Below are 25,741 nucleotides of genomic sequence, written 5' to 3' on the forward strand. Positions count from 1 at the left end.
CTGGTTAAGAAAGGCCGAAAGTGACGCAGATCACCTTGGGGGCCGGGTGGATGCCCGCAACACGAGTTCCACCGGCACCCTGATCGGTCCGCCGGGGCTCTCGCCGTCGAGCAGTCTCAGCGCCAGTTCGCCCGCTCTTCGCCCTTTTTCGGCCAGTGGCTGCCTGACCGTCGTCAGCGGCGGGTCGGCGTGCTTGGCGTCCGGCACGTCGTCGAAGCCGGTGACCGACACGTCGTCCGGCGTGGAAAGCCCGGCGTCGCGCACGGCCCGCAGGGCGCCGAAGGCGAGTTCGTCGGACGCGCAGAGCAGGGCGGTGGGTCTGGGATCCCGCTCCAGCAGCCATCTCGTGCCCGCGCGGCCCAGTTCCCGTCTGCTGCCGCTGGCCTCCCAGACCGGCACGTCGGTGATCCCGGCGTCCGCCAGCACGTCGAGGTAGCCCGCCAGCCGGTCCCTGGTGACGCGGAACGACGCCTCGGCCCGGCGGCGCTCGTCCACCGGTCCGGTCCTGCCGCCGGGGCGCAGCGCGAACGTGAGCACGCCGAAGTGGCGATGCCCCAACAGGAGTAGGTGCTCTGCGGCCGAACGGGCGCCACCGGTGTCGTCCACTTCGACGCGCGCGGCGCCCGCGAGCACGGGTTGGTCCACGACCACCATGGGCAGCCCGCGGGCGCGCACGGCGGCGAGCGCGGGCGCGTCGTCGGGCAGGGAGTACGCGACGAACACGTCGGCCTGCGCCCTGGCCACGGTCTCCGGCCTCGGGCCACCGGTCTCGTTCCCCGGCATCAGCACCAGGCAGTGGTCACGACCGTCCACAGTGGACGCCAGTCCGTCGAGCACCACGCTGACCGCCGGATCGGAGAACGCCGCGGTCAGCGGCTGGCCGAGCATGAAGCCCACGGCGGCGCTGGACCGGGTCGCGAGGCTGCGGGCCACGGGGTCCGGGCCGGAGTAGCCGAGTTCGAGCGCGGCGGCCAGTATCCGCTCGCGCAGCGCGGTGGAGAGCTGGTCCGGCCGGTTGTAGGCGTTGGACACCGTGGCGCGCGAAACCCCGACGACACCGGCGACGGTGTCGAGGGTCGGCTTGCGCGGTCGGGCGATGTCCACACCGCAGAGGGTAGCCATCGGCCGCGATGATCGGACTGGACGGATCTGAAGCGCTTCAGTCATGCTGGTGGCGATCCGTGGAGGAGGACCGCCTTGCCGTCACCCCGACTGGCCGTTTTCGTCGTCTTCGTCTTCAACGGCGCGGTCTTCGGCTCGTGGGCCGCCCGCGTGCCCGCGCTCGCGACCCAGGTCGGCGCCCAGGAGGGCACGCTCGGACTCGCGCTGCTCGGCGCCAGCGTCGGCCTCGCGCTCACCGCGCCGTTCGCCGCCCGCGTCTGCGCGGCCCTCGGCGCCCGCCGCGTCGTGCTGGCCAGCGGCGTCGCCAGCGCGCTGGTCCTCCCGCTGCTGGCGCTCGCGTCGACCCCGCTGCACCTCGGCCTGGTGCTGTTCCTGCTGGGGTCGAGCATCGCGGCGCTGGACGTGTCGATGAACATCGCGGCGGTCGGCGTCCTGCGGGAGCTGGACCGGCCGCTGATGCCGCAGTTCCACGCGGGTTTCAGCTTCGGCGGCCTGATCGGCTCGATCGGCGCCGCGGTCGCCGCCGCCGCGTCCTGGAAGCCGCTGCCGCACTTCCTGGTCGCCGCGGCGGTGGGACTCCTGGTCCTGCTGCTGGTCCACCGCAGGGTGCCCGGCGAGTCCGGTGAACGCGACCGCGAGGTCGCCGTCGGCCCGCAGCCGACCGTGCTGCGCCGTCCGGTGCTGTGGCTGCTGGCGGGCATCGCGTTCTGCTCCGCCATCGCGGAGGGCGCGTCGGCCGACTGGTCCGCGCTGTTCCTGGTGCGGGAACGGGGGATGGGCGACGCCGCCGCTGCCGCCGCGTACGCCGTGTTCTCCATCACCATGGCCGTCGCCCGGCTGTCCGGCGAGCCCGTCCAGCGCCGGTGGGGCCCCTACCGGCTGCTGATCGGCGGAGCGGTCGTCGCGTCCATCGGACTGGCCACCGCCGTGGTCGTCCCGACACCCGCCTCGGGCTACCTCGGGTTCGCGCTCGCCGGGCTGGGGCTGGCGTTCGCGTTCCCGGTGGTCATGGACCTGGCCGGGGAGGCGGGACGTCGAGCCGACGGAACCGGCGGCGAGAGGGAACTGGGCCTGGTCACGACCGTGGCGTACACCGGCTTCCTGGCCGGGCCGCCCATCGTCGGCGGGCTGGCCCACCTCAGCTCGCTCACGGTGTCGCTCGGCGTGGTCGCGGGCGTCTGCGCGCTCATGGTGCCCGCCGTCTGGTTCGCCGCCCGCTCCCGCGCCCGAGAACTCGCCGCTACGCCACCGGAATCCGTGCCAGCGCGGCCTTGAGCAGCGGAGCCATGACCACCACCATCTGGTCGGGCACACCGCCCGTCTGGGCCATCGCCACCAGGATGCTGCGGTTCGCGTTCACGGCGACCGTCGCGGTGCAGACTTCCTCCGGGCCGCTCAACTGGCAGAACATCCACGTCGAGTGGCCCTCCACGAGCTGTTCCTTGCCGCCCTTCTGCCGTTCCCGCACCTGCTCGTAGCGCTGGTAGAGGGCCGTGACGACGGTCCGCCCGTTCTGGCTGCCGTCGTTCAGCAGGTACTGGCACGACTCCTGGATCGTGTCGTCCTGGCGGCGGGGGTCGCGCTTGAGCACGCCGATGCCCTTGAGGTCGTTCGCGTCCAGCATCTTGCACGGGTCGACGCCCGCGACCGTGCGGGGCGTCGCGACCTTCGGGGCGGGCCCACCGGGGGCCGACGACGACGGTGCCGACGACTTCGTCGAGGTCGTCGTCTGGACGCTCGGATCGGGCAGCGCTGAGCCGTTGATCGAGTAGCTGCAGCCCGCTAGGGCCAAGGCCGCCACCGCGAACGGCAGCGCGCGAGAAGGGCGGTTCACGGGGCGAAACCGTAGTGGGTGGCGCGCGTGCCGCCTCCGCTCGGCCACGCCCGCCGCCGACGTGCGGGAACAGGCCGGGGAACAGGGGCGTGACAGGCGGCCTAGGCTCGATGCGTGTCATCCGAAGCCCTCACCGACGTCGAGTCCGCGCCGAGCCCCCGCAGGAGGCGCACGGGACTCGTCCCCCTGCTGGTGGTCGGCGCGGGCGTCGCGGCTCTGGTCGCGGCCGGACTGCTGGCCGCGACGGGCAACGACCGCACCGGCCTGATCGTGGTCCGGGTCCTCACCGAGTCCGCGGCGGTGGTGACCATCGGGTCGCTGCTGCTGGCCGCGTTCCTGGTGCCGCCGCAGAGTTCCGGGCTGCTGGCCGCCGACGGGTACGCGGCGCTGCGCACCGCCGGGTGGACGGCGCTGCTGTGGACGCTCGGCGCCGTGCTGGCCGTGCCGTTCACCGCCGCCGACGCCGTCGGGCAACCCGTGTCCGTCATGTTCAACCCGGCCGAGCTGCTCCAGGCCGCCGGGTTCATCGAGCAGGCCCGCGCGTGGATGATCACCGCCGTCGTCGTGGCGCTGATCGCGCTGGGCAGCACGATCGTCCTGTCGTGGGGCTGGACGGCGGTCCTGTTCTTCCTGTCGCTGTTCGCCCTGCTCCCGGTCGCGGTCACCGGGCACTCCTCCGGTGGCGGCTCGCACGACATGGCCACCAACAGCCTGCTGTTCCACCTCGTGGGCGCCGCGCTGTGGGTCGGGGGCCTGATCGCGCTGCTGACCCACGGCCGCCGCAGGGGGTCCGACCTGGCGCTGGCCACGACCAGGTTCTCCGCCATCGCGCTCGTCTGCTGGATCGTGATGGCCGTCTCCGGCGTGATCAACGCGCTGGTGCGGCTGCCGCTGGGCGACCTGTTCACCACGAACTATGGCCTGCTCGTGGTCGCCAAGATCGCTGCTCTGCTCCTGCTCGGCGGGTTCGGCTACCTGCAACGGGTCCGCGGCGTCCGCGACGTCGTGCGGACCGGTTCCAGCTCCGCGCTGCTGCGGTTGGCGGGCATCGAGGTCCTGCTGATGTTCGTCACGCTCGGCATCGCGGCGGCGCTGAGCCGCACGCCCCCGCCGACCGACGGCAGGTCGCTGCCCAGCAGGGTCGAGCTGTACATCGGCTACGACCTCGCGGGCGCGCCCACCTCGTTCCGGCTGTTCTTCGACTGGCGGTTCGACCTCATCTTCGGCACCGCGTCCATCGCGCTCGCGGTCCTGTACCTGGCGGGCGTCCGCAGGCTCCGCAAGCGCGGCGACGCGTGGCCGGTCGGCCGCACGGTGGCCTGGGTGCTCGGCTGCGCCACGATCCTGCTCGCCACGTCCTCCGGCATCGGCCGGTACGCGCCCGCGATGTTCAGCGTGCACATGGGGGCGCACATGCTGCTCTCCATGTTGGCGCCGATCCTGCTGGTGCTCGGCGGCCCCGTGACGCTCGCGCTGCGCGCGCTGCCGACGTCCGGCAAGGACGGACCGACCGGTCCGCGCGACTGGATCCTGGCGTTCGTCCAGTCGCCGGTCGCGAAGCTGCTGACGAACCCGTTCGTCGCGCTGTTCCTGTTCGTGGGCTCGTTCTACGGCCTGTACTTCTCCGGCCTGTTCGACGCCGCGCTGCCCAGCCACTGGGCGCACCTCGCGATGAACGCCCACTTCATCCTGGTCGGCTACGTCTTCTACTGGCCGGTGATCGGCATCGACCCGGCGCCGAACCGCCTGCCCCCGCTGGGGCGCCTCGGGTTGCTGTTCGCGTCGATCCCGTTCCACGCGTTCTTCGGCATCACGCTGATGAGCTCGCAGACCGTCATCGGCGAGAACTTCTACCGCGCCCTCGGCCTGCCGTGGGTCACGTCGAGGCTGGAGGACCAGCGGCTCGGCGGCGGTATCGCCTGGGCGGCCGGTGAACTGCCGCTGCTGGTCGTGATGGTGGCGCTGCTCGTGCAGTGGGCCAGGTCCGACAACCGCGACGCCCGCCGGTCGGACCGGCGGGCGGACGGTGACGGCGACGCGGACCTGGCCGCGTACAACGCGATGCTGAAGAAGATGTCGGGGGACTAGAGCGGCTTGCGGAAGCCCTTCACCGCGAACGCCCCGCCGACGGCGGCGATCACCAGGCTCGTCACGATCGCCGCCACCGCGCCGGTGACGGGCTGGGCCAGTGCGAGACCCCGTGCCGCGTCGACTGCGTGGGTGAGCGGGTTGACGTTCGCGATGGCCTGCAACCACCCCGGCAGACCGCTGATCGGCACGTACGCGCTGGAGGCGAACATCAGCGGGAAGATCGCCAGGAAGCCGACGGTCTGCATCAGCTCGGCGTTGCGCAGCCACGCGGCGATGGCCAGGAACACCCAGCCGAGGCCCCAGCCGACGACCAGCGAGAGCGCGAGCGCCCCGAGGACGCCGAAGAACCCACCGGCGGGGGAGAAGCCGAAGATCGTGACCGCGAAGGCGATCATGACCAGGAGCTGCATCGCGTTGCGCACCAGGTCCGACAGGCTGCGCGCGATCAGCACCGAGCTGAGCCGGATCGGCAGCGACCGGAACCGCGCCAGCACGCCGTTCTTCATGTCGGTCACCAGGCCGACACCGGCCTGGAGCGCGGACTGCATCGCGGTGTTGACCAGGATCGCGGGCATCAGGAAGTCGATGTAGGCCACGCCCTGCGGGAAGCCCGGCGTGTTCGCGATGCTGCTGAAGATCTGGCTGAACAGCGTCAGCATGATCAGCGGTTGCAGGACGCTGAAGACCACCATGCGCGGATCGCTGACGACCGCGCGGAGGGATCTCTGCGTCAGCACGAGGACCTGGGTGGCGAAACCGCTGCCGCGCCACGCGGTGGGGGTCGCCGCGGTGGGCGCCGGAGCGAGTGTGGAGGTCATGCCCATCTCCTGTTCAGGCGGCCTTGTTGGCGGCGAGGGTGAGGTACACGTCGTCGAGCGTCGGTTCGCCGAGGGCCAGTTCGGTGGCCTCCAGGCCGACCTCGTCGAGCGCGCGGACCACCACGGCCAGCTCGCGGGACGCGGTCACGGGCGCGGTGAGGGTGTTGTGCTCGACGTCGAGCACGGGGTGCAGGCCCGCCCGCACCAGCGACTCCACGGCCTTCGGCAGGTCCGTCGCGGAGGCGAGGGTCACGGTGACCGAGCGCTGGCCGACCTGGGCCTTGAGCTCGGAACTGGTGCCGGAGGCGACGACGCGGCCCTCGGACAGGACGGTGATCGAGTCGGCCAACCGGTCGGCCTCGTCCAGGTACTGCGTGGTCAGCAGCACGGTCGTGCCGTCGGAGACCAGCTTCTCCACGATCTCCCACATGCTCAGCCTGCTCGACGGGTCGAGCCCGGTCGTCGGCTCGTCCAGGAAGATCACGTCCGGGCGGCCGACGAGGCCCGCCGCCAGGTCGAGGCGCCTGCGCATGCCACCCGAGTAGGTGCGCGACGGGCGCTTCGCCGCGTCCGCGAGGTCGAACAGCTCCAGCAGTTCAGCGGCGCGCTGCCGCGCCTCCCGTGGGCTCGCGCCGAGCAGCCTGGCGATCAGCACCAGGTTGTCGGTGCCGGACAACTGCTCGTCCACGGCGGCGAACTGGCCCGTCAGGCCGATCCGGCTGCGCACGTCGTGCGCCTGCCCGACCACGTCGAACCCGCCGACCCGCGCGGTGCCGGAATCGGGCGGCAGCAACGTGGTCAGGACGTTGACGAGGGTCGTCTTGCCCGCGCCGTTGTGGCCCAGCAGGCCGAGCACGGTGCCCCTCGGTACCGCGATGCTCACCCCGTCGAGCGCCTTCACGTCGCCGAACGCCTTGACGACGTCCCGCGCCTCGATCATCAGGTCGGTCATTGCTCTCCCCCTGTCCGGATGGTGCCGTGCAGGAACAGCTCGACGAGCTGCTCCGATTCCGCCGCGCCCTCGCCGAACCCCTGGTGCTGCATGCGGTTCGTGAACACGAAGCCCATGAGCAGCCGGGCCGCCAGCAGCGGTTCGACCCGCAGCCGGTCGGCGTCGGGCTCGAACAGCTCGGCGACGCGCCGCATGACCCGCTGCATCTCCTCGGGCGGGCCCTTGCGCTCGCCGCCCTCCTTGTGCGGCTCGAACCCCGTGTCGCGCAAGGCGCTCATGAGCGACCAGAGGCGGTCGAGGTAGCCCGTGACGGCCTTGACCGCGCCGGTCAGCCGCTCCTCGATCGGGGCGGTCACCTCGATGCGGTCGATCAACTCGATCTCGGTGTTCGGCTCCATGGCGCTGCGCAGCGCGCACGTCAGCAGTTCCTGCTTGTCCTTGAAAGCCCGGAAGACCGTGCCCTCCGCGACCTCGGCGGCCTTGGCGATCTGGTTGGTGGTGACGTTCGCGCCGTGCACGAGCAGCAGCGGGATCGTGGCCTGGACGAGCGCTTCGCGGCGGTCTTCCAGGCTCATCGCCGGGGCTCGGCGGCGGCGGGGGGTGGCTTCGTCGGGCATGTCGCCACTGTATGAGTGAGCACTCACTCATGTCAAGGAGTGAGTGCTCACTCAGTCTAGCTCGCCCATACCACGGGGGTCCGACGATTCCCGTTCCAAGATCGCTACCTGTCCACAGGCGGGGTGGTTGTCCACAGTTTCGGAACTCGCGCTTCCCCGCTCCCGGCGCAGGTCGGAAGCTTGTGGGGACGGAACGGGCGGCAGAGAAGCGGGAGGTACGGCGATGGGGTGGAACACAACGGCGATCACGGTTGTCGGCGTGGTGGCGAGCGAGGTCACGCACCGGGAACTGGCCCTGGGCTACAGCCGTGCCACGTTCCGGGTCCTGTCCGTGGAGCGGCGGTACGACGCGGAGAAGAAGGACTTCGTGGACGGGGACAAGCTGTTCCTGAACGTGACGTGCTGGCGGCGGCTGGCCGACGAGGTGGGCAAGGCGCTGGCGAAGGGCGACTCGGTGATCGTCACGGGGAAGCTCCGCAACCGCGACTACGAGCTGGACGGCGAGCGCCGGAAGGTCTCGGAGATCGAGGCGGTGGCCGTCGGCGCGAACCTCCAGTGGGGGCGGGTGGTGGTCGAGCACAGCCGGACCGGCACGGCTGACGTGCCCATACCGGGCCTGCCGGACGTCGTCGCGCCCCGCAAGGAGGGTGAAGGAGTGCCGGAGGTGGTCGCCGTGCCGTTCTGACGGTTGGGGGTTGGGTGCGCGTCCGGTCGGGGTAACCCTCGGCCGGAGGTGGAGAAGATGCCCAATCCGAGCATCAAGGACGAGAAGATGTACCGGAAGCTGCGCGACGAGGGCGCCTCCCAGGAGAAGGCCGCGCGCATCGCCAACGCGAGTGCGAAGGAGGGAAGGTCGGAGATCGGCGCCAGGGGTGGCCGCGCCGCCAGTTACGAGGAGTGGACCGTGAAGGACCTGCGGAAGCGGGCGTCGGAACTTGACATCGACGGCCGGTCGGGCATGTCCAAGGATGAGCTGGTCAACGCGCTGCGCAACCACTGATCACGTACCCCGAAGGGGGTGTGTTGCAGGTGTGGGTGACCCTCGGCGGAGTTAACTCTTCAGTGTCGAAAGACGCGCTGCTGGCAACCGCGGTTCTTGCCCGATCGGCACCGCTCTACGATCGCGGCCATGGCCGAGTTCATTTACACCATGAAGAAGGTGCGCAAGGCGCACGGGGACAAGGTCATCCTTGATGACGTCACGATCATGTTCTACCCCGGTGCCAAGATCGGCGTCGTCGGCCCCAACGGGGCGGGCAAGTCGAGCGTCCTCAAAATCATGGCCGGTCTGGACACCCCGGGAAACGGTGAGGCGTACCTGGCTCCCGGCTACACGGTGGGCATCCTCCAGCAGGAGCCCCCGCTGAACGAGGAGAAGACGGTCCTCGGCAACGTCGAGGAGGGCCTCGGCGAGATCAAGGTGAAGCTCGACCGCTACAACGAGATCGCCGAGAAGATGGCCACCGACTACTCGGACGAGCTGATGGAGGAGATGGGGGCCCTCCAGGAGGACCTCGACCACGCGAACGCGTGGGACATCGACTCCCAGCTCGACCAGGCGATGGACGCGCTCCGGTGCCCGCCGCCGGACGCGGACGTGACCAAGCTGTCCGGTGGTGAGCGCCGCCGGGTCGCGCTGTGCAAGCTGCTGCTCAGCAAGCCCGACCTGCTGCTGCTCGACGAGCCCACCAACCACCTGGACGCGGAGAGCGTCCTGTGGCTGGAGCAGCACCTCGCCGGGTACGCGGGCGCCGTCCTCGCCGTCACGCACGACCGGTACTTCCTGGACAACCTCGCCGAGTGGATCCTGGAGATCGACCGCGGCAAGACCCACCCGTACGAGGGCAACTACTCGACGTACCTGGAGAAGAAGGCCGAGCGGCTGGCCATCTCCGGCAAGAAGGACCAGAAGCTCCAGAAGCGGTTGAAGGACGAGCTGGACTGGGTCCGGTCGGGTGCCAAGGCCCGCCAGGCCAAGTCCAAGGCCCGCCTCGACCGCTACGAGGAGATGGCGGCCGAAGCGGAGAAGACCCGCAAGCTCGACTTCGAGGAGATCCAGATCCCGCCGGGCCCGCGCCTGGGCAGCGTCGTGGTCGAGGTCAACGACCTGAAGAAGGGCTTCGGCGACCGGGTCCTGATCGACGGCCTGACGTTCGACCTGCCGCGCAACGGCATCGTCGGCGTGATCGGGCCGAACGGCGTCGGCAAGACGACGCTGTTCAAGACCATCGTCGGGCTCGAGGACCCGGACGAGGGCAAGGTCAAGGTCGGCGAGACGGTCAAGCTGTCCTACGTCGACCAGAACCGCTCGGGCATCGACCCCAAGAAGACCGTGTGGGAGACCGTTTCCGGCGGCCTGGACTACATCCACGTCGGCAACGTCGAGATGCCGTCGCGGGCGTACGTCAGCGCGTTCGGGTTCAAGGGTCCGGACCAGCAGAAGCCCGCGGGGGTGCTCTCCGGTGGTGAGCGCAACCGGCTGAACCTGGCCATGACCCTCCAGCAGGGCGGGAACCTGATCCTGCTGGACGAACCGACGAACGACCTGGACGTCGAGACGCTCGGCTCGATGGAGAACGCGCTGGAGCAGTTCCCCGGCTGCGCCGTCGTGATCTCGCACGACCGGTGGTTCCTGGACCGCGTGGCCACCCACATCCTGGCCTGGGAGGGCACGGACGAGGACCCGGCCAAGTGGTACTGGTTCGAGGGCAACTTCGAGGGCTACGAGAAGAACAAGCTCGTCCGCCTCGGCGCCGAGGCCGCGAGGCCTCACCGGGTCACCTACCGCAAGCTGACTCGGGACTGAGCCGGGACGCATGGCGGCGAGAGGCGAAGCGCAGGCGGACGTCGAGGTGAGCACGCTGGTCGTGCCCGCCTGGCGGCTGCGTTGGCGGGCACCGGAGCTCGCTCTGGTGCTCGGTGAGCGAGCCGTCGCGCTCGCCTCGACCCGCCGTGACGAGATCGACCGGTTGCGGGCGGAGTCCTTGGTGATCTTCGCCAGCAACCGGATGGGGCGCGGGGTCCGCATCGCCGACCGCGCCCTCGACGCGCTCCGCGCGTCGGACAAGGCGAAGGAGCAGGAGACCTCCTGGCGCCTGCGGATCGAACTGGCCGCGTGCGCGACCGCCGTCGGAGCCCCGTTGACGGGCTTCGGCGCGGTCCGCCCGGTGCTGGCGGCGGACGGCGTGCCGCACGCGCTCCGCGCCGCCGCGCTGGTCCAGGCGAGCGACTGCCTGGTCACCATCGGCCGCGGTCCGCAACTGGGCATGGCGTTGAGCGAGGCCGACCAGCTCTACGTGGCCGACACCCTGCTCGACGCCGACACCCGCCTGCTGCAACGCGGTCTTCTGCACGCCTCGGCTGCGGCGCAGCACCGCCGGTGGGGCGACCTCCAGGCGGCGACCGACGCGGCGGGCAAGGGCTTGGAGCTGCTGGCCGGGCTGGGCGACCCGTCCGTCGACAGCGGCCAGGTCAGGGCGAAGCTGACCCTGGAACTGGTCTGCGCCCTGATGGACTCCAACCGCCTCGGCGAAGCCTCCGAGGTCGGTTCCCCGCTGCTGGACCTCCCGGTCCGCGCCCCGTCCGCTGGGGACGTCGGCTGGCTGCGGCTGGCGCTCGCCACCCGCGTCCACCTGCCCGCGGGTCGGGTCGACCTGGCCCGCGGTCTGCTGCGCGACGCGGCGGACAGCGCTCAGCGCCACCAGTTGGACACCCTCCTCGCGGAGAGCCTGCTGGCGCTGGCCCACGTCCACGAGGTGTCCGGCGACCTGGCGGAAGCGTTGACCGACCTGCGTTCCGCCCACGCCGCCGAACGCCGTCGGGCCCGTGCCGTCTACGCCGTGCGCGCCCGGTTGGCCGCGGAGTTCTCCGGGGCGCACCGCCAGCCGGTGAGCCCGCACGAGCAGCTCGGCAGCCTGCTGCGCCCCGGCGACGGACGGCCGTCGTCCGCGCAGGGCGTGATGCGCGGCAGCCAGCCGCCCGCCGACGCCGTGCTGGCGCCCGAGCTGAAGCAGCAGCTCCGCCAGTGGCGGCCCACCCAGGTCCCCAAGCAGGAGGGCGTGCGGGTCAAGCGGTCCCTGCGCGCCGCCGAGGACATGACGGTCGAGGGCATCTCCGCGGCCCGCGCCCACGCGGCCGACCGCTGGCGCATGGTCCAGCCGTTCGGCGCGACCGCGCCGGACACCACGCAGGACTCCGCCGCCGACCCCGTCGCCCCCTCGGGCGGCAGGCGCCGGGCCGAGGACCGCGAGTCCGCGGCCACCGAGGTCCCGGCGACCCCCGCGCAGGGCGACGAGACCGCCGTCCCCGCCACCGGCCTGATCGCCGCCGCCGGGGCGATGCGCAGCGGTCGCCGCCGCGCCGCCCGTGAAGCGGCTGAGGACGACACCACGCCCACGCAGGCCTCGCCCGCGGAACCGTCGGCCCCCACAGCTCCCTGGGCCGCGCAGGAGGCCGCGCCGGAACCGGCTCCCGAAGCCGTTCCGGACAGCGCCTCCGACACGAGCCCCGAGGTCGCGAACGTCCTCGACTCCCTCGAAGCGGCGGGCCTGCTGAACAAACGCCGGTCGGGCGGGCGCAGGCGGGCACCCGACTCCGGGAACGAGGCGGAGCCGCCTCGACAGCCCGCCGAGTCCGCGGCCGCTCCTCAGCCGGAGCCGCCGTCCGAGCCCGCTCAGCCGCAGGCGGCGGAAACCCCGAAGTGGCGCGTGGAGCCCCCGCCGCGCCTCCGCTCCGAGGACGACCAGCCGAAACCGCCGCCGTCGGACCTCTTCGACGCCCCGACCACGGTCCACCCCGCCGTCGGCGCGGACGGCCTGCCGGTGGAGCGCCCGTCGACCGGTCTCGGCGCGGCCTTCGCCAAGGGCCCGGCGATCCCCACCGCCCGCGCCCCCCAAACCCCCTCGGCCCTGGAGCCCCCGCGCCCACCCGAGTCCCCGCGCCGGCCAGACGCGAACCCGGCGGCCGACCACAACACCGGCACCCCCCACGTGGGCCCCGACTTCCGCCTGGACGCGGATTCCCTGGGCCGCTCCGGTTTCCGCCCAGCCTCGAACCGCCCGCCCGCGGAGCAGCCGTTCCCGGCGGAGGGCGCCGCGGATTCCCCACGTCCTCAAGCGGCCACACCGGGCCACCCGGACTTCAGGCTGTCCGCCGATTCCTTCGGCCGCGACGGCTTCCGAACCGCCAACCCCCCGGCGGACCCCACCCCCACCACTCCGCACGACTGGCCCTCCGCCGCCACGGGCCACGACGCGCCCCTCACCCCCGACCTGCCGACTGCCTCCGGCACCCCGGACTGGGCCCACGACGGCGGCTCCGGCTCGGCGCCCGGTCACAGTTCGACGTCGCGGTCACCGGACTGGTCGGCGACCACCGCGTCGAACCGCAACGGCGGCTCGGGCGCGGACCAGCCGGGCTGGGCACCGGACACCGCGCAGGCCGCGAGCCACCCCGCCGAACCAGGAACCCGAACCGGGCAGCACCAGGACAACGGGCGCGACGCGGAACCGAACTGGGCCGCGGGCGGCACACCCGGTCAGGCCACCGGCCATCAACCCGACTCCGCTTCCCACTCGACCGACTGGGCCACGACGAACGACACCACCGCGAACGAGGGTCGCTCGACCCCCGGTTGGGCCACGGGTGGCGGTCCCGGTTCGCACGCGCCGGACTGGACGTCCGGCGTGCCACGCCCAGCCGAAACCGGCCCGGCCCACGGCGGCCCCCGATCCACGGACCCGAACGGCGGCCCCGCCCAGAACCACCAGCAGGACCCCGGCCTTGGCCAGGGGTTCGCCGACGCACCGGACTGGGCCACGACGGCCGATCGAGCACCGACCGCACCCCCCGAGACCCGACCAGGGCAAGACGACTTCGGCCCTGACCCGCGCACCCAGACAGACCAGGGCTTCGTAGCCGGTTCACGGCAGGCGGCAGGCAGCAGTCCCGATCCAGAGTCGCGCCACCGGTCCGATCAGGGCTTCGGCGCCGACCCGCGCTACTCCGTCGACATCGACGGCTTCGGCGATGGCTTCCAGTCCGACCACGGCACGGGACGTCAGGGGACGAGCCGGTCCTCCGACGCGGGCCGGGAGTCCAACGCCGGCCACGAATTCTCCGCAGGCCACGATTCCGACACCGGTCATGACTTCGGCGCCGGACGTCAGACCGACGCCGGTCGCGAGTTCGCCGCAGGCCATGAGTCCGGCGCTGGTCGCGAGTTCGCCGCGGGCCACGATTCCGGCGCTGGTCATGACTTCGGCGCTGGGCGCCAGTCCGACAGTGGTCGCGAGTTCACCGCCGGGCGCCAGTCGGACCAGGATGCCGGGACGCGGTCGGCCGCAGGCTCGGGTTCCGACCAGTCGGCTCGGGTCGAGTCCGACTCGCCGACCTGGGCCCCTGGCGTGCGTCCCACCTGGGACCCCAGCTTCACGCCGACCGGCGTGGGGGACTCCGGTTTCACACCGACCGGCACAGCGGACTCCGGCTACACACCTGCCGGCGCAGGGGACTCCGGCTTCACGCCGACCGGCGCGGGGGACTCCGGCTTCCCATCGACCGGTGCGGGTGACCCCGGCTTCACGCCCGGCGACGCGCGGGACTCCGGCGGTTACCCCGGTTCCGGGGCCCGGACGTCCGGTGTCGGGGCGGACTTCTCCGACTTCTCGTACGGCGCCGACTTCGCGCACCTGTCGTCCGCGCCCGACTCCCTCACCGTCCCCCAACCCCCGACGGCGCCGACGCCGGAGCACGAGCCGGACCAGGTCCCCGCGGTCCCGGAGCCGGACCAGATTCCGCCGATCCCGGACCCCGATCCGATCCCGCAGCCTGCGCCCATCCCGATGCCGCCGACCAGCAGCGGGTTCGACCTCGGGCGGTCGCGGTTCCTGACGTCTGCCGACGTCGAGGACGACCTGCCCGAACTCCCCAGGCGCGTGCCCGCCGAGACACCACCCGCGGAACCGGACCCGTTCGTGACGGCCGTCGTGGTCGGTGACCGGACAATCGAGGTCCCCAGCGCGGCGCGGGCGTCGCGGCGGCACAAGAGCGACCTGAGCCTGGCCGAGCTGCTGACCGAGGCGCTGGTGGCGTACGAGACCGGTCGCCGGTCCGATCCGGAAGCGGACCAGACGGCGAGCGAGGAGATCGCGGACTGGATCTCGTCGGCTGAGACGCCTGTGTCGCCGATCTCACCGGATCGGCTGGAACGGGCCGGGCACCACGTGGCGGAGCCGCACCCGGAGCCCGCGCCCGAACCCGAGCCGCGGCCGAGGGCTCAGCCGACCGACTCCGAGAAGACGACCTACTTGACGCCGGTGCGGGACGTCGAGTCGACCGCCCCCATCTGGGAGTCCGGTCCGGACGGCGAGCCCGATCCGCCCTACGACAGATGGACGCTTCCCGAATCATGAGAATATGATTTGAGGTTTTAATAAGGTTTCCGGCCAGTAACACACCCTGGTCTACGAGAAATACGAGAAAAGTCGCGTTAAACGGCTTTCCCGAAAGTAGTCCAGGTTGTTCGATTCAGTACCCAGGGCATTGCCACCCCGTTCGAACCGGCCATCTACTGTGGTCCACGGACCCGGTACACAGAGGTGCCGGATAGCTTGGAGAGTCGCCTGAACATGACCTCGACTGGAGCCCCGTCCCGTTCCGAGCTCGATGCCGGCCGCGCCGAGCCAGGCGAAAGCCGATCGGCCAGCCCCGAGCAGGTTCGGGATGAATTGATCGAACGGGCTGCCGCCGCCGCGCCGGAACTCGCCGATCTCATCCGTTTGTACTACCGCCACGTGCCCGCCGAGGAAGTCAACGACGACGACCCCGTGGACCTGCTGGGCGCGGTGCGGTCGAACCACCAACTCGCCGAGTCGCGGGTGCCGGGCCGTCCGGCCGTGCGCATCCTGAACCCGACCCGCGCGCACGACGGCTGGGCGTGCCCGGTCACGGTCGTGCAGGTCGTGACCGACGACATGCCGTACCTGGTCGACTCCGTCGCCTCCGAGCTGACCCGCGGCGGTGTCCAGGTCCAGCGCGTGGTGCACCCGATCGTCGTGGTCCGCCGCGACCCGGTGACCGGCGCGCTGCACGAGGTCCTGCCGCTCGCGGACCCGTCGGCGCCGCCCGCCGAGGCCATCGCCGAGTCGTGGATGAACATCGAGGTCGACCTGATCACGGACCCGGACCGGGCCCGTGAGCTGGAGACCCGGCTGCACGCGGTGCTCAACGACGTCCGCGAGGTCGTCGAGGACACCGACAAGATGACCACGACGGCCCACCAGCTCGCCGACCACCTGGAGAGCGACCCGCCGCGGCTGTCGGAGGACGAGACGAGCGACGGCGCGAAGCTGCTGCGCTGGCTCGCCGACGACCACTTCACCTTCCTCGGCTACCGCCAGTACGAGCTGATCCGCGACGACCCCGCGACCAACGGCGAACCGGCGCTGCGAGCCGTGCTCGCCTCGGGTCTCGGCGTGCTGCGCCAGGACAGCCTGGCCGCGCGCAGCCTGACGGCCGGGCCGGACGCGGGCGCGCAGGCGCTGTCGCCGGAGCTGCTGGTGCTGACGCAGGCCAGCGCGCAGTCGAGCGTGTACCGCTCGGTGTACCCGTACTACGTGGGCGTGAAGACGTTCGACGCCGACGGCAACGTGACCGGAGAGCACCGGTTCCTCGGCGTGTTCGGCACGACCGCGCTGCACGAGGACGTGTTGGACATCCCGGTGATCGAACGCCGCGTGCGCGACGTGATCCACCGCGCGGGTTTCCCGCTGCACTCGTACTCGGGGCAGCGGATGCTGGAGGTCGTCCAGAACTACCCGCGCACCGAGCTGTTCTCGGTCGACGCCGACACGCTCTACGCGACCGTCGCCGGGGTCATCGCGCTCGCGGAGCGCCGCAGGCTGCGGCTGTTCCTTCGTCGGGACCCGTACGGCCGCTTCTACTCGTGCCTGGTGTACCTGCCGCGCGACCGCTACACGACGACGTCGCGGCTGGCCATGCAGGAGGTGCTGATCGGCGCGCTCGGCGGCGTGAACCTGGAGTACAGCGCGCGGATAGGGGAATCGGCCCTCGCGCGCGTGCACTTCATGGTGCACACCGATCCCGCTCGCGGCGCGGTCGAGGTCGACACCGCGGACCTCCAGAACCGCCTGGCCGAGGCCGTGCGGAGCTGGGACGACCGGATGGTCGACGCCGTGCTGGCCGAGCAGGCCGACGGCGGGCAGAACGGCGGTCTGGGCACCGAGTCGGCCAACGAGCAGGGCCAGCGGTTCGCCGTGGCGTTCCCGGAGGCCTACAAGGAGGACTTCTCCGCCGCGGACGGCCTCGCCGACTTCCGCCGCATCGAAGCGCTCCGACCGGGCGACCTGGACATGGTGTTCTACGTGCCGGAGGACGCCGAGCCGGGGGAGCGGCGGTTCAAGCTGTTCCTGGCGGGCGACCGGATCACGCTGTCGCAGGTGCTGCCGATGTTGCAGCGCATGGGTGTCGTCGTGGTCGACGAGCGCCCGTACGACCTGGTCCGCGAGGACGGCGTGAAGTGCTGGATCTACGACTTCGGCCTGCGCATCGAGCCGAAGATCCTGGACCGGCTGAACACCTCGGACCTGGACACCGTGCAGACCCGCTTCCAGGAGGCGTTCGCCGCCGCGTGGCGCGGTGAGGCGGAGGTCGACGGCTTCAACACGCTGGTGCTGCAAGCCGGTCTGACCTGGCAGCAGTCGGCGATGCTGCGCGCGTACGCGAAGTACCTGCGCCAGGCGGGTACTCCGTACAGCCAGGACTACATCGAGGACGTCGTGCTCGGCCACACGGAGGTCGCGAGCGAGCTCGTGCACCTCTTCGAGGCCCGGTTCGACCCGGCGCTGGACGACGCGAACCGGTCCGCGCGCACGGAGTCGATCACCAACGGCCTGGTGAAGCTGATCGACGACGTGACGAGCCTGGACGCGGACCGCATCCTGCGCAGCCTGCTCACGCTCGTGCAGGCCACGCTGCGGACGAACTACTTCTTCCGCGACGCGAGCGGCAACGCCCGGCCGTACCTGGCCGTGAAGCTGAACCCGCAGGCCATCCCGGAGCTGCCGCAGCCCCGGCCGCGGTTCGAGATCTTCGTGTACTCGCCCCGCATCGAGGGCGTGCACCTGCGCTTCGGCGCAGTCGCGCGCGGCGGTCTGCGCTGGTCGGACCGGCGCGAGGACTTCCGCACCGAGGTGCTGGGCCTGGTCAAGGCGCAGGCCGTGAAGAACGCGGTCATCGTGCCGGTCGGCGCCAAGGGCGGGTTCGTCGTCAAGCGCCCGCCTACCACCACAGGCGACACGGGGCTGGACCGCGAGGCGTTCCTGGCGGAGGGCATCGCCTGCTACCGGCAGTTCATCTCCGGTCTGCTGGACCTGACGGACAACCTCGACTCGGGCAAGGTCATCCCCGCGCCGCAGGTGGTCCGGCACGACGGCGACGACACGTACCTGGTGGTCGCGGCGGACAAGGGCACCGCCCAGTTCTCCGACATCGCCAACGAGGTCGCCGTCTCCTACGGCTTCTGGCTCGGTGACGCGTTCGCCTCCGGCGGCTCGGTCGGCTACGACCACAAGGCCATGGGCATCACCGCCAAGGGCGCGTGGGAGAGCGTGAAGCGCAACTTCCGCGAGCTGGGCGTGAACACCCAGTCCGAGGAGTTCACCGTCGTCGGCGTCGGCGACATGTCCGGCGACGTGTTCGGCAACGGGATGCTGCTGTCCGAGCACATCCGCCTGGTGGCCGCGTTCGACCACCGGCACATCTTCATCGACCCGACCCCGGTCGCCGCGCCGTCGTTCGCCGAGCGCAAGCGGCTCTTCGAGTTGCCGCGCTCGTCGTGGGCGGACTACGACCTGTCGCTGATCAGCGCGGGCGGCGGTGTCTGGCCGCGCACGGCCAAGTCCATCCCGCTCACCGCCGAGGTGCGCGAGGCGCTCGGCATCGACGACGGCGTCGAGAAGCTGTCGCCGCAGGACCTGATGAAGGCGATCCTGCTGTCGCCGGTCGACCTGCTGTGGAACGGCGGCATCGGCACGTACGTCAAGGCCGCGGCCGAGACGCACACCGAGGTCGGCGACAAGGCCAACGACGGCCTGCGCGTCAACGGCGCCGACCTGCGGGTCAAGGTCGTCGGCGAGGGCGGCAACCTCGGTCTGACCCAGCGCGGCCGGATCGAGTTCGCCCGCAAGGGCGGCAAGGTCAACACCGACGCGCTGGACAACTCCGCCGGTGTCGACTGCTCCGACCACGAGGTCAACATCAAGATCCTGCTGGACCAGCTCGTCCGCGAGGGCAAGTTCGACCAGGCGCAGCGCGACGAGCTGCTCGGCCAGATGACCGACGAGGTCGGCGAGCTGGTGCTGGCGGACAACTACTCGCAGAACGCCGTCATGGGCGTGAGCCGGGCGCACGCCGTGCCGATGCTGTCGGTGCACGCGCGGCTGGTCGCGGACCTGGAGCAGCGCGGCGTCCTGGACCGCGAACTGGAGGCGCTGCCCAGCGCCGCCGAGTTCCGGGCCATGGAGAAGGCGGGCAGCGGCCTCACGTCGCCCGAGCTGTGCTCGCTGCTCGCGCACGTGAAGCTCGCGCTCAAGGAGGACGTGCTCGCCAGCGACCTGCCGGAGGTGGAGACGTTCGCCCGCAAGCTGCCGGGGTACTTCCCCAGCGAGCTGCGCGAGCGCTTCACCGACGTGATCCCGGCGCACCCGCTGCGCAAGCAGATCACGACGACGGTGCTGGTCAACGAGGTCATCGACGGGGCGGGCATCTCGTACCCGTTCCGGTTGACCGAGGAGATCAGCGCGTCCCCGACCGACGCGGTGCGCGCGTTCGCCGTGGTGACCGAGATCTTCGGCCTCAAGGCGCACTGGGACGAGATCCGGGGGCTCGACAACCTGCTCGACACGGCTGTCGCGGACGAGATGGTGCTGGAGTCCCGGCGGCTGCTCGACCGCGCGTCCCGGTGGCTCCTGTCGAACCGCCCGCAGCCCCTCCAGGTCGGGTCCACGATCTCCCGGTTCGCGGGTGTGGTGTCCGAGCTGGCGGACAAGATCCCGGACCTGCTCCAGGGGCGCGAGCGCACGTCGTTGGAGCTGCACGTCGCCCGGCTGGTCAACGCGGGCGTGTCGCAGGACCTGGCGTGCCGGGTGGCCTCGCAGCTCTTCACGTACAGCCTGCTGGACATCACGGAGATCGCGGAGCTGGCCGAGCGCGAGGCCGGGGACGGCACCGGGCTGCTGCCCGAGCGGTCCCACCTGGAGACGGCCGAGCTGTACCACGCGCTGTCCGAGCACCTCGGCATGGACCACATGCTGAGCTCGGTGAGTTCGCTGGAGCGCGGGAACCGCTGGCACGCGTTGGCGCGGCTGGCCCTGCGGGACGACTTCTACTCGTCGTTGCGGGCCATCACGCTGGACGTGCTGCGGATCTCGGACCCCGGCGACAGCGCGGAGGAGAAGATCGCCACCTGGGAGCAGATGAACGCATCCCGGCTCGGCCGGGCTCGGGCGGCGCTGGAGGAGATCAACCAGGCCAACCGGTTGGACCTGGCCACGCTGTCCGTCGCCGCGCGGCAGATCCGCAGCATGGTGCTGTGACGTGAGCGGTGCGAAGGCCCCCGGAGCCGGTCGGCTCCGGGGGCCTTCCGCCGGTTTTGGGGGGTGTTCGTGCGGCTCTCGATGACCGCTGAGCAGGCGCTCGCCACGCGGATGCGGGCTCAGCGCCTGGTCGCTCCTGCTGCCGACCTCCGTGACGTCGTCGCCTTGCAGGCGCAGGACGTGCGGGCCGTCGAGGTGGCCGCGGCCAACCGCGGCCTGGCCGTCGAGGGGGTGCGGACCTGGGCGATGCGGGGCACGCTGCACCTGCTCCACCCGGCTGACGCGCGGTGGGTCGTCGGCCTGCTCGGCCCGCACTTCATCGCCGTCGGTGCTCGTCGGCGCGCTCAGCTCGGGTTGGACGACGAGCTGTGCGCCCGTGCGCTGGCGGCGTTCGGGGAGGTCCTCCAGGAGCCGAAGGACCGCGCCGACACCGTTCGCGCGCTGGCGGAGGTGGGGGTCGTGGTGGACCCGCGGAGCCAGGCGCCCGCGCACCTCCTCGCCTTCGCGGCCAACTCCGGTGTCGTCCAGCGCGGTCTGGACGACAGGTACGGCCTGCTCGAAGGAGGGGACGACGACCCGCGCGGCCTCGTCGACCTGCTCCACCGCTACCTGGAGGCCTACGGGCCCGCGACGGTCGAGGACTTCGCCGCCTGGACGGGGCTCAGGCTGGGGGACGTTCGGCGGATCCCGCTGGAAGGCCTGTGGGACACGGGGTTCGGGCTGGTGCCGGAGGGCACGGTGCCCGCCGAGCCGTCCGGGGCCACCAGGTTCCTCGGGCACTTCGACACCTACCTGCTCGGCTACCGCGACCGGTCGCTGGCCCTGTCCCCGGCCGACGCCCCGGAGGTCCAGACGGGCGGCGGGTTCCTCACCCCGCACGTGGTCGTGGACGGGCGGGTGGTGGGTACCTGGAAGCGGGAGGGCGACGAGGTGGTGGTCAGCCCGTTCCCGCCCGGACGGGGTGGGGAAGTCCGGCGGTCGGCGGGCGAGGACACTCGTTAGGCTGAGGAATTCCACAGACTTGCAGGAGGCGCGTTCCGTTGGGTGTGTTCGTCACGGGTGTCCGGCCGCGGTGGTCGGACATGGATGCGTTCGGCCACGTCAACCACGCCAACACGGTGACGCTGTTGGAGGAGGCGCGGATCGACCTGCTGTTCACGGAGGCCGCGCGGCACGGCGTGACGGACATGACGCAGGGCGTCGTGGTGGCCCGGCTCGTGGTGGACTACATAGCGCCGATCGTGTTCACGGGTGACGAGATCGTCGTGGAGATGTCGGTGCGCGAGCTGCGCACGGCGTCGTTCCTGCTGGACTACACCGTGCGGAACCAGCGCGGTGACGACAGCGTTGTCGTGACGAAAGCGGAAACGCTGCTGGTGCCCTACAACGTGACGGCCGCACGGCCGCGGCGTCTCGACGAAGCCGAGCGCGACTTCCTCGCGGGCTGGCGTGCCGGAGGTAACGGTGCCTGAGTTGGTCCTGGCCGATCCCGCCGAGAGGGACGACCTCGGCGCGTTCGTGGCGCGTGCCGTCCGGTTGGAGCCGCAGGCGGTGGTCCGGCTGCGCAACCGCGGTGACAGCGGCCTGGTGGACGCGTGGGTGGCGACGCCGTTCGACGCGCTGGCCACGCGCACGGTCGCGGGGCACCTCGAACCGTCGGACGTGACGGTGTCGGGCAGCGACCTGCTGATGGGGCTGGCCGTCGTGCGCAGCGCCACGGTCGACCCCGGTCCGGCGAAGGACCTGATGTGGCGTTCGGCGCTGCCGCCGACGGCGGGCTGGCTGCCGGTGGACCGGCTGCCCGGCAGCGTCGTGTCCGGGCTCGCGGACGAGGGCGTGGCGGTGGCGCGGGAGAACGCGGGCCCGCACGGCACGCCGCCCGCGTCGCTGCTGGACCAGACGGTGATCACGGTCAGCGGGTCCGGCCTGGACGTGAAGGTGCCGCTGAGGTGCCTGTTCGCGCTGTCCGGGATGGGCTTCCTCGGCACGACCGAGGAGGACGAGGTGCGCGTGACCGCGACGGACTCGTGGCTGCGGATCGACGCGCGGTTCGGCGCGATCGTCCGCCGACGGCACTCGATGCTGCCTCTGCTCGTGTGAGCCGACATCGGATTTCGACTACGGTGGCGGTACTGCTTTAGTCGCGTCCGTCGGGGTGGGGGAGGCGCGTGGAATTCCGGGTCCTGGGGCCGATCGAGGCGTTCGTGAACGGCGTCGCGGTGCCCGTCGGCGGGCCCAAGCCGCGCACGATGCTGGCGCTGCTCGCCGTGCACGCGGGCCGGGTCGTCTCGCAGGACCAGTTGGTGGACGCCGTGTGGGGCGAGGAGCCCCCTGAGCAGACCCGTGCCGCCGTCTACACCTACGTGTCGACGCTGCGGCGCGCGTTCGCCGACGAGGCGGACGCGATCTCGCGCACCGGTGGCGGCTACCTGCTCGCCGCCGGGCTCGACCAGGTCGACCTGCACGTGTTCAGCGCCGAGGTCGTCGCGGGGCGCAGGGCTCTCGCGGACGGCGACCTCGAAGAGGCCGCGGCGCGCTTCACCGCCGCGCTGGCCGTGTGGCGCGGACCGGCGCTGGGCGGTGCGCAGGGCCGGTGGGCCGAGGGCGAGCGGTCCCGGCTGGAGGAGTTGCGGCTCGCCGCGCTGGAGGACCGCGTCGACGCCGAGCTGGCGATCGGGCGCGGGGCCGCGCTGGTCGGGGAGCTGGGCGCCGCCGTCGCCACGCACCCGCTGCGCGAACGCCTGCGCAGCCAGCTCATGCTCGCGCTGCACCAGTCGGGCCGCCAGGCGGACGCGCTGGCCTGCTACCGGGAGGGCCGCCAGGTCCTGCTGGACGAGCTGGGCCTGGAGCCGGGGCAGGCGCTGCGCTCGACGCACGACCGGATCCTGCGCTCCGACGACGAACCACCCGCGCCGCCCGTGTCGAGGCTGGAGGCCGTGGAGGTGGTCGTCGCGCCGCAGCGGCCCAGCCAGCTCCCGTTCCACATCGCCGACTTCACCGGCCGAGCGGGCGAGGTCGCCCAGCTCTCGGAGCACCTGTCCTCGACAGGCCCCGCGGTGCGGCTCTGCGCGATCTCCGGCAAACCGGGCGCGGGCAAGTCGACGCTGGCCATGCACGTCGCGCACGCCGTCCGCGACCAGTTCCCCGACGGCCAGCTCTACGCGACCCTGCGCGGTGTCCAAGCCGTGCGCGCGGACCCGGCCGAGGTGCTGGCGGGGTTCCTGCGCGCGCTCGGCGTCGCGGACCCGGCGCTGCCCGCCGACCTCGACGAACGCGCCCAGCTCTACCGCACCCTGCTGGCCGACCAGCGGGTGCTCGTGGTGCTGGACGACGCCGCCGACGAACGCCAGATCCGCGACCTGCTCCCCGGCAGCCCCACCTGCGCCGTGCTCGTGACCAGCAGGGAACGGCTCGGCGCGCTCGGCGGCGCCGCGCAGTTCGGCCTGGACGTGCTGGACGAGGCGGAGGCGTTCGACCTGCTCGACCGGGTCATCGGCGACGGTCGCGCGCGGGCCGAACCGGAGGCCGCGCAGGACATCGTGCGGTTGTGCGGACGGCTGCCGCTGGCCGTGCGCATCGCGGGCGCCCGCCTCGCCGCCCGCCCGCAGTGGAAGCTCGGACGCCTGGCCGACCGGCTGCGGGTGCAGCGCCGGGTGCTCCAGGAGTTGACGCTGGGCGACCTGGAGGTGCGCGGCAGCCTGGCGCTGAGCTACGACGGCCTGGCCGCCCGCGAACGCGCCGCGCTGCGCCGCCTCGGCCTGCTCGACGTGTCGACGTTCGGCGGCTGGCTGGTCGCCCCGCTGATCGACTGCCCGCCGGACGAGGGCGAGGAGGTCGTCGAGCGGCTGGTGGACGCCCAGCTCCTCGACGTCGTGACCAGCGACGACAGCGGTCTGCTGCGCTACCAGGTGCACGACCTGACCCGAGCGTTCGCGCGGGAACGGGGAGACGCTGAGGAGTCGGAGGCCGAGATCCGCGCGGCCTGCACCCGTGCCGCCGAGACGTGGCTGACGCTCGTGGAGACCGCGGGGGAGCGGATGCCGCACGCCCAGTTCGGCGACCGCGCGACCCCGACCCCGTCGCCCTACCTCGACGACGGTGTGGCCGCGGAGCTGCTCGCCGACCCCGAGGCCTGGTTCGACGCCGAGCAGTCGGACCTGGTCGGTGTGGTCGAGCGGATCAGCGAACTGGACCTCACCGACATCGCGACCAGGCTGGCCGCCGCGCTGTGCTCGTCGCGGTTCTCCGTCCGCAACCTGTTCGGCCAGTGGTGGCGCACCCACTCGGCCGCGCTGGCCGCCGCCCGCCGGGTCGGCGACCGCACCGGCGAGGCGCGGCTGCTGTCCGGCCTCGGCTGGCTGCGCTACGAGCAGGACCGCTTCGACGAGGCCTCCGGCTACTTCGAGCAGGCGCTGGAGGCGTACGCGCACACCGCCGACGCCCGCGGCCAGGCCCTGACCCGGTTGGCGTCGAGCACCGTGCGCCGCGAGCGCGGCGAGCTGACCAAGGCGCACGAGTCGCTGGAGCTCGCGCTGGTGGAGCTGCGCGAACTGGACGAGCCGCACGCCGTCGCCCAGACCGAGCACGAGCTGGGCCGGGTGCTCACCGAGCAGGGCGACCTGGACGACGCGCTGGAGACGTGCGAGCGGACCCTCGCCGCCTACCGGTCGTTCGACGACCGGCGGGGCACGGCCATCGCGCTCCGGTCGGTCGGCATAGTGCTCCGCGCGGCAGGCAGGCTGGACGAGGCCGCCCAGCGCTGCGAGGCGGCCGTCGACATCATGCGCGGGCTCGGCGACCGGCTGATGTCGGCCTACGCCGTGCAGGCCCTGGCGAAGGTCCGCATCCGCCAGGGCCGCGGCGACGCCGTGCGCAGCGACCTGCTGGAGTGCCTGGCCACGTGCAACGACATGCAGGACGGCTTCGGCCAGGCGCTGCTGCTGCGCACGCTGGGCGAGCTGGAGTCGGCGGCGGGCCGCCCGGAGGTGGCCCACCGCTACCTGGAGCGCTCCCTGGAGTGGTGGACCGCGCTGGGCCTGCCGGTGTGGCGGGCCCGCACGCTGCGCGACCTGGTGTCCGTGCTGACCGCTCTCGGCGACCGGCCAGCGGCCGACCTGGCGTGGACCGAGGCGCTGTCGATCTTCGAGCGGCACGGCAGCCGGGAAGCGCGGGAACCACGCCCGCAGAGCGTCCTCAACCCCGCGTGACGGTCCGGTCGACCCGGTGCGCGACGAACCGGTCCGGCCCGGTGAGCAGCGCGGGGTCCTCGTCGGGCAGCAGATCGGTCGAGTTGACCGCGACCCCGCCCGCTTCCAGCGCCTCCAGCGAGGTCGCCATCCCGACGACCACCACCGAGTCGCCGGGCCCGCTCAGCACGATGCCCCCGACGTAACCGGGCACCTCCCGCAGCGCGGGCTTGATCCGCTCCTCGAACCCGCGCTCGCCCGCGGCTTTCCGCGCCTCGCTCATCGGCCCGTCGAAGTGGACCAGCGAGACCGCGGCGGGCTCCTGGTCGCCCGCGGCTCCGCTCCAGCGGTCCAGCACGGTGAACTCGCCGCCGTCGTCGTGCAGCGACAGCACCACCTGCCTGCCGGTGCCGATCTCGGTCATCAGGTGCGCGACGGCGGCGCCGCTCGGGATCTGGTCGGTGTGCTCGATCTTGGCGAACATCCGGTCACCTCCGGGGTAGTGGC

General features: G+C 72.0%; 17 protein-coding genes. 11 read left to right on the top strand and 6 right to left on the bottom strand.

Going from position 1 to position 25,741, the window contains the following annotated elements:
* Positions 1 to 30: 30 nt before the first annotated feature.
* Entirely contained in the window at positions 31 to 1,104 is a 1,074-nt protein-coding gene (locus NZH93_RS04855) for a LacI family DNA-binding transcriptional regulator (RefSeq protein WP_259621685.1), read from the bottom strand.
* Positions 1,105 to 1,197: 93 nt separating this feature from the next.
* On the opposite strand from NZH93_RS04855, the gene NZH93_RS04860 reads away from it, so the two are divergent.
* Positions 1,198 to 2,397, top strand: coding sequence for an MFS transporter (locus NZH93_RS04860; RefSeq protein ID WP_259621686.1), 1,200 nt, complete (start codon positions 1,198 to 1,200; stop codon positions 2,395 to 2,397).
* Here NZH93_RS04860 and NZH93_RS04865 read toward each other — a convergent pair.
* Positions 2,363 to 2,956 carry a DUF3558 family protein gene (locus NZH93_RS04865; protein WP_259621687.1) on the bottom strand — a complete coding sequence of 198 codons (594 nt, stop codon included), beginning with the start codon at positions 2,954 to 2,956 and terminating at the stop codon, positions 2,363 to 2,365. The two genes, NZH93_RS04860 and NZH93_RS04865, sit on opposite strands and share 35 nt — an antisense overlap.
* A 114-nt stretch (positions 2,957 to 3,070) precedes the next feature.
* On the opposite strand from NZH93_RS04865, the gene NZH93_RS04870 reads away from it, so the two are divergent.
* The gene (locus tag NZH93_RS04870; protein WP_259621688.1) at positions 3,071 to 5,044 is read left to right on the top strand and encodes a bifunctional copper resistance protein CopD/cytochrome c oxidase assembly protein; all 1,974 of its coding nucleotides are present in this window, start codon (positions 3,071 to 3,073) and stop codon (positions 5,042 to 5,044) included.
* Here NZH93_RS04870 and NZH93_RS04875 read toward each other — a convergent pair.
* The 3 genes from NZH93_RS04875 to NZH93_RS04885 are packed head-to-tail and all read right to left on the bottom strand — an operon-like array spanning position 5,041 to position 7,434.
* Positions 5,041 to 5,865: an ABC transporter permease gene (locus tag NZH93_RS04875; RefSeq protein ID WP_259621689.1), complete on the bottom strand. Its 825-nt coding sequence runs from the start codon at positions 5,863 to 5,865 to the stop codon at positions 5,041 to 5,043. The genes NZH93_RS04870 and NZH93_RS04875 overlap by 4 nt on opposite strands.
* Positions 5,866 to 5,878: 13 nt before the next feature.
* Entirely contained in the window at positions 5,879 to 6,817 is a 939-nt protein-coding gene (locus NZH93_RS04880; protein ID WP_259621690.1) for an ATP-binding cassette domain-containing protein, read from the bottom strand.
* On the bottom strand, positions 6,814 to 7,434 hold the full coding sequence (locus NZH93_RS04885) for a TetR/AcrR family transcriptional regulator (RefSeq protein WP_259621691.1): 621 nt from the start codon (positions 7,432 to 7,434) through the stop codon (positions 6,814 to 6,816). The genes NZH93_RS04880 and NZH93_RS04885 overlap by 4 nt, the downstream gene beginning before the upstream one ends.
* 223 nt (positions 7,435 to 7,657) lie before the next feature.
* Here NZH93_RS04885 and NZH93_RS04890 point away from each other — a divergent pair, with 223 nt between their 5' ends.
* The 9 genes from NZH93_RS04890 to NZH93_RS04930 all read left to right on the top strand — a co-directional run bounded on the left by NZH93_RS04890 (position 7,658) and on the right by NZH93_RS04930 (position 25,255).
* Positions 7,658 to 8,119 (top strand): single-stranded DNA-binding protein, encoded by a 462-nt coding sequence (locus NZH93_RS04890; RefSeq protein WP_259621692.1) that lies wholly within the window; start codon positions 7,658 to 7,660, stop codon positions 8,117 to 8,119.
* A gap of 57 nt (positions 8,120 to 8,176) precedes the next feature.
* Positions 8,177 to 8,434 (top strand): DUF7218 family protein, encoded by a 258-nt coding sequence (locus tag NZH93_RS04895; protein ID WP_259621693.1) that lies wholly within the window; start codon positions 8,177 to 8,179, stop codon positions 8,432 to 8,434.
* Positions 8,435 to 8,563: 129 nt separating this feature from the next.
* The gene (gene ettA / locus NZH93_RS04900) at positions 8,564 to 10,240 is read left to right on the top strand and encodes an energy-dependent translational throttle protein EttA (protein ID WP_259621694.1); all 1,677 of its coding nucleotides are present in this window, start codon (positions 8,564 to 8,566) and stop codon (positions 10,238 to 10,240) included.
* Positions 10,241 to 10,250: 10 nt separating this feature from the next.
* Positions 10,251 to 14,846, top strand: coding sequence for a hypothetical protein (locus NZH93_RS04905; protein ID WP_259621695.1), 4,596 nt, complete (start codon positions 10,251 to 10,253; stop codon positions 14,844 to 14,846).
* 216 nt (positions 14,847 to 15,062) lie between these two features.
* The gene (locus tag NZH93_RS04910; RefSeq protein WP_259621696.1) at positions 15,063 to 20,048 is read left to right on the top strand and encodes an NAD-glutamate dehydrogenase; all 4,986 of its coding nucleotides are present in this window, start codon (positions 15,063 to 15,065) and stop codon (positions 20,046 to 20,048) included.
* Between the two features lie 81 nt (positions 20,049 to 20,129).
* A complete protein-coding gene (locus NZH93_RS04915; protein WP_259621697.1) occupies positions 20,130 to 21,050 on the top strand; it encodes a DNA glycosylase AlkZ-like family protein in 921 nt (306 codons plus the stop codon).
* A 38-nt stretch (positions 21,051 to 21,088) separates the two neighbouring features.
* On the top strand, positions 21,089 to 21,520 hold the full coding sequence (locus tag NZH93_RS04920) for an acyl-CoA thioesterase (protein ID WP_259621698.1): 432 nt from the start codon (positions 21,089 to 21,091) through the stop codon (positions 21,518 to 21,520).
* Positions 21,513 to 22,148, top strand: coding sequence for a DUF8010 domain-containing protein (locus tag NZH93_RS04925; protein WP_259621699.1), 636 nt, complete (start codon positions 21,513 to 21,515; stop codon positions 22,146 to 22,148). The genes NZH93_RS04920 and NZH93_RS04925 overlap by 8 nt, the downstream gene beginning before the upstream one ends.
* A 68-nt stretch (positions 22,149 to 22,216) precedes the next feature.
* The gene (locus tag NZH93_RS04930) at positions 22,217 to 25,255 is read left to right on the top strand and encodes an AfsR/SARP family transcriptional regulator (protein ID WP_259621700.1); all 3,039 of its coding nucleotides are present in this window, start codon (positions 22,217 to 22,219) and stop codon (positions 25,253 to 25,255) included.
* Here the strand turns inward: NZH93_RS04930 and NZH93_RS04935 are convergent.
* Positions 25,242 to 25,718: a hypothetical protein gene (locus tag NZH93_RS04935; protein ID WP_259621701.1), complete on the bottom strand. Its 477-nt coding sequence runs from the start codon at positions 25,716 to 25,718 to the stop codon at positions 25,242 to 25,244. The two genes, NZH93_RS04930 and NZH93_RS04935, sit on opposite strands and share 14 nt — an antisense overlap.
* Between the last annotated feature and the right edge of the window lie 23 nt (positions 25,719 to 25,741).

The sequence above is a fragment of the Umezawaea endophytica genome (assembly GCF_025061645.1).
In the GTDB taxonomy this organism is placed as follows: Bacteria; Actinomycetota; Actinomycetes; order Mycobacteriales; family Pseudonocardiaceae; genus Umezawaea; species Umezawaea endophytica.

Coding starts and splice junctions, on each gene's coding strand:
- NZH93_RS04875 (WP_259621689.1), bottom strand. CDS start 5,865: ATGACCTCCACACTCGCTCCGGCGCCCACCGCGGCGACCCCCACCGCG.
- NZH93_RS04880 (WP_259621690.1), bottom strand. CDS start 6,817: ATGACCGACCTGATGATCGAGGCGCGGGACGTCGTCAAGGCGTTCGGC.
- NZH93_RS04885 (WP_259621691.1), bottom strand. CDS start 7,434: ATGCCCGACGAAGCCACCCCCCGCCGCCGCCGAGCCCCGGCGATGAGC.
- NZH93_RS04890 (WP_259621692.1), top strand. CDS start 7,658: ATGGGGTGGAACACAACGGCGATCACGGTTGTCGGCGTGGTGGCGAGC.
- NZH93_RS04895 (WP_259621693.1), top strand. CDS start 8,177: ATGCCCAATCCGAGCATCAAGGACGAGAAGATGTACCGGAAGCTGCGC.
- ettA (WP_259621694.1), top strand. CDS start 8,564: ATGGCCGAGTTCATTTACACCATGAAGAAGGTGCGCAAGGCGCACGGG.
- NZH93_RS04905 (WP_259621695.1), top strand. CDS start 10,251: ATGGCGGCGAGAGGCGAAGCGCAGGCGGACGTCGAGGTGAGCACGCTG.
- NZH93_RS04910 (WP_259621696.1), top strand. CDS start 15,063: ATGACCTCGACTGGAGCCCCGTCCCGTTCCGAGCTCGATGCCGGCCGC.
- NZH93_RS04915 (WP_259621697.1), top strand. CDS start 20,130: ATGACCGCTGAGCAGGCGCTCGCCACGCGGATGCGGGCTCAGCGCCTG.
- NZH93_RS04935 (WP_259621701.1), bottom strand. CDS start 25,718: ATGTTCGCCAAGATCGAGCACACCGACCAGATCCCGAGCGGCGCCGCC.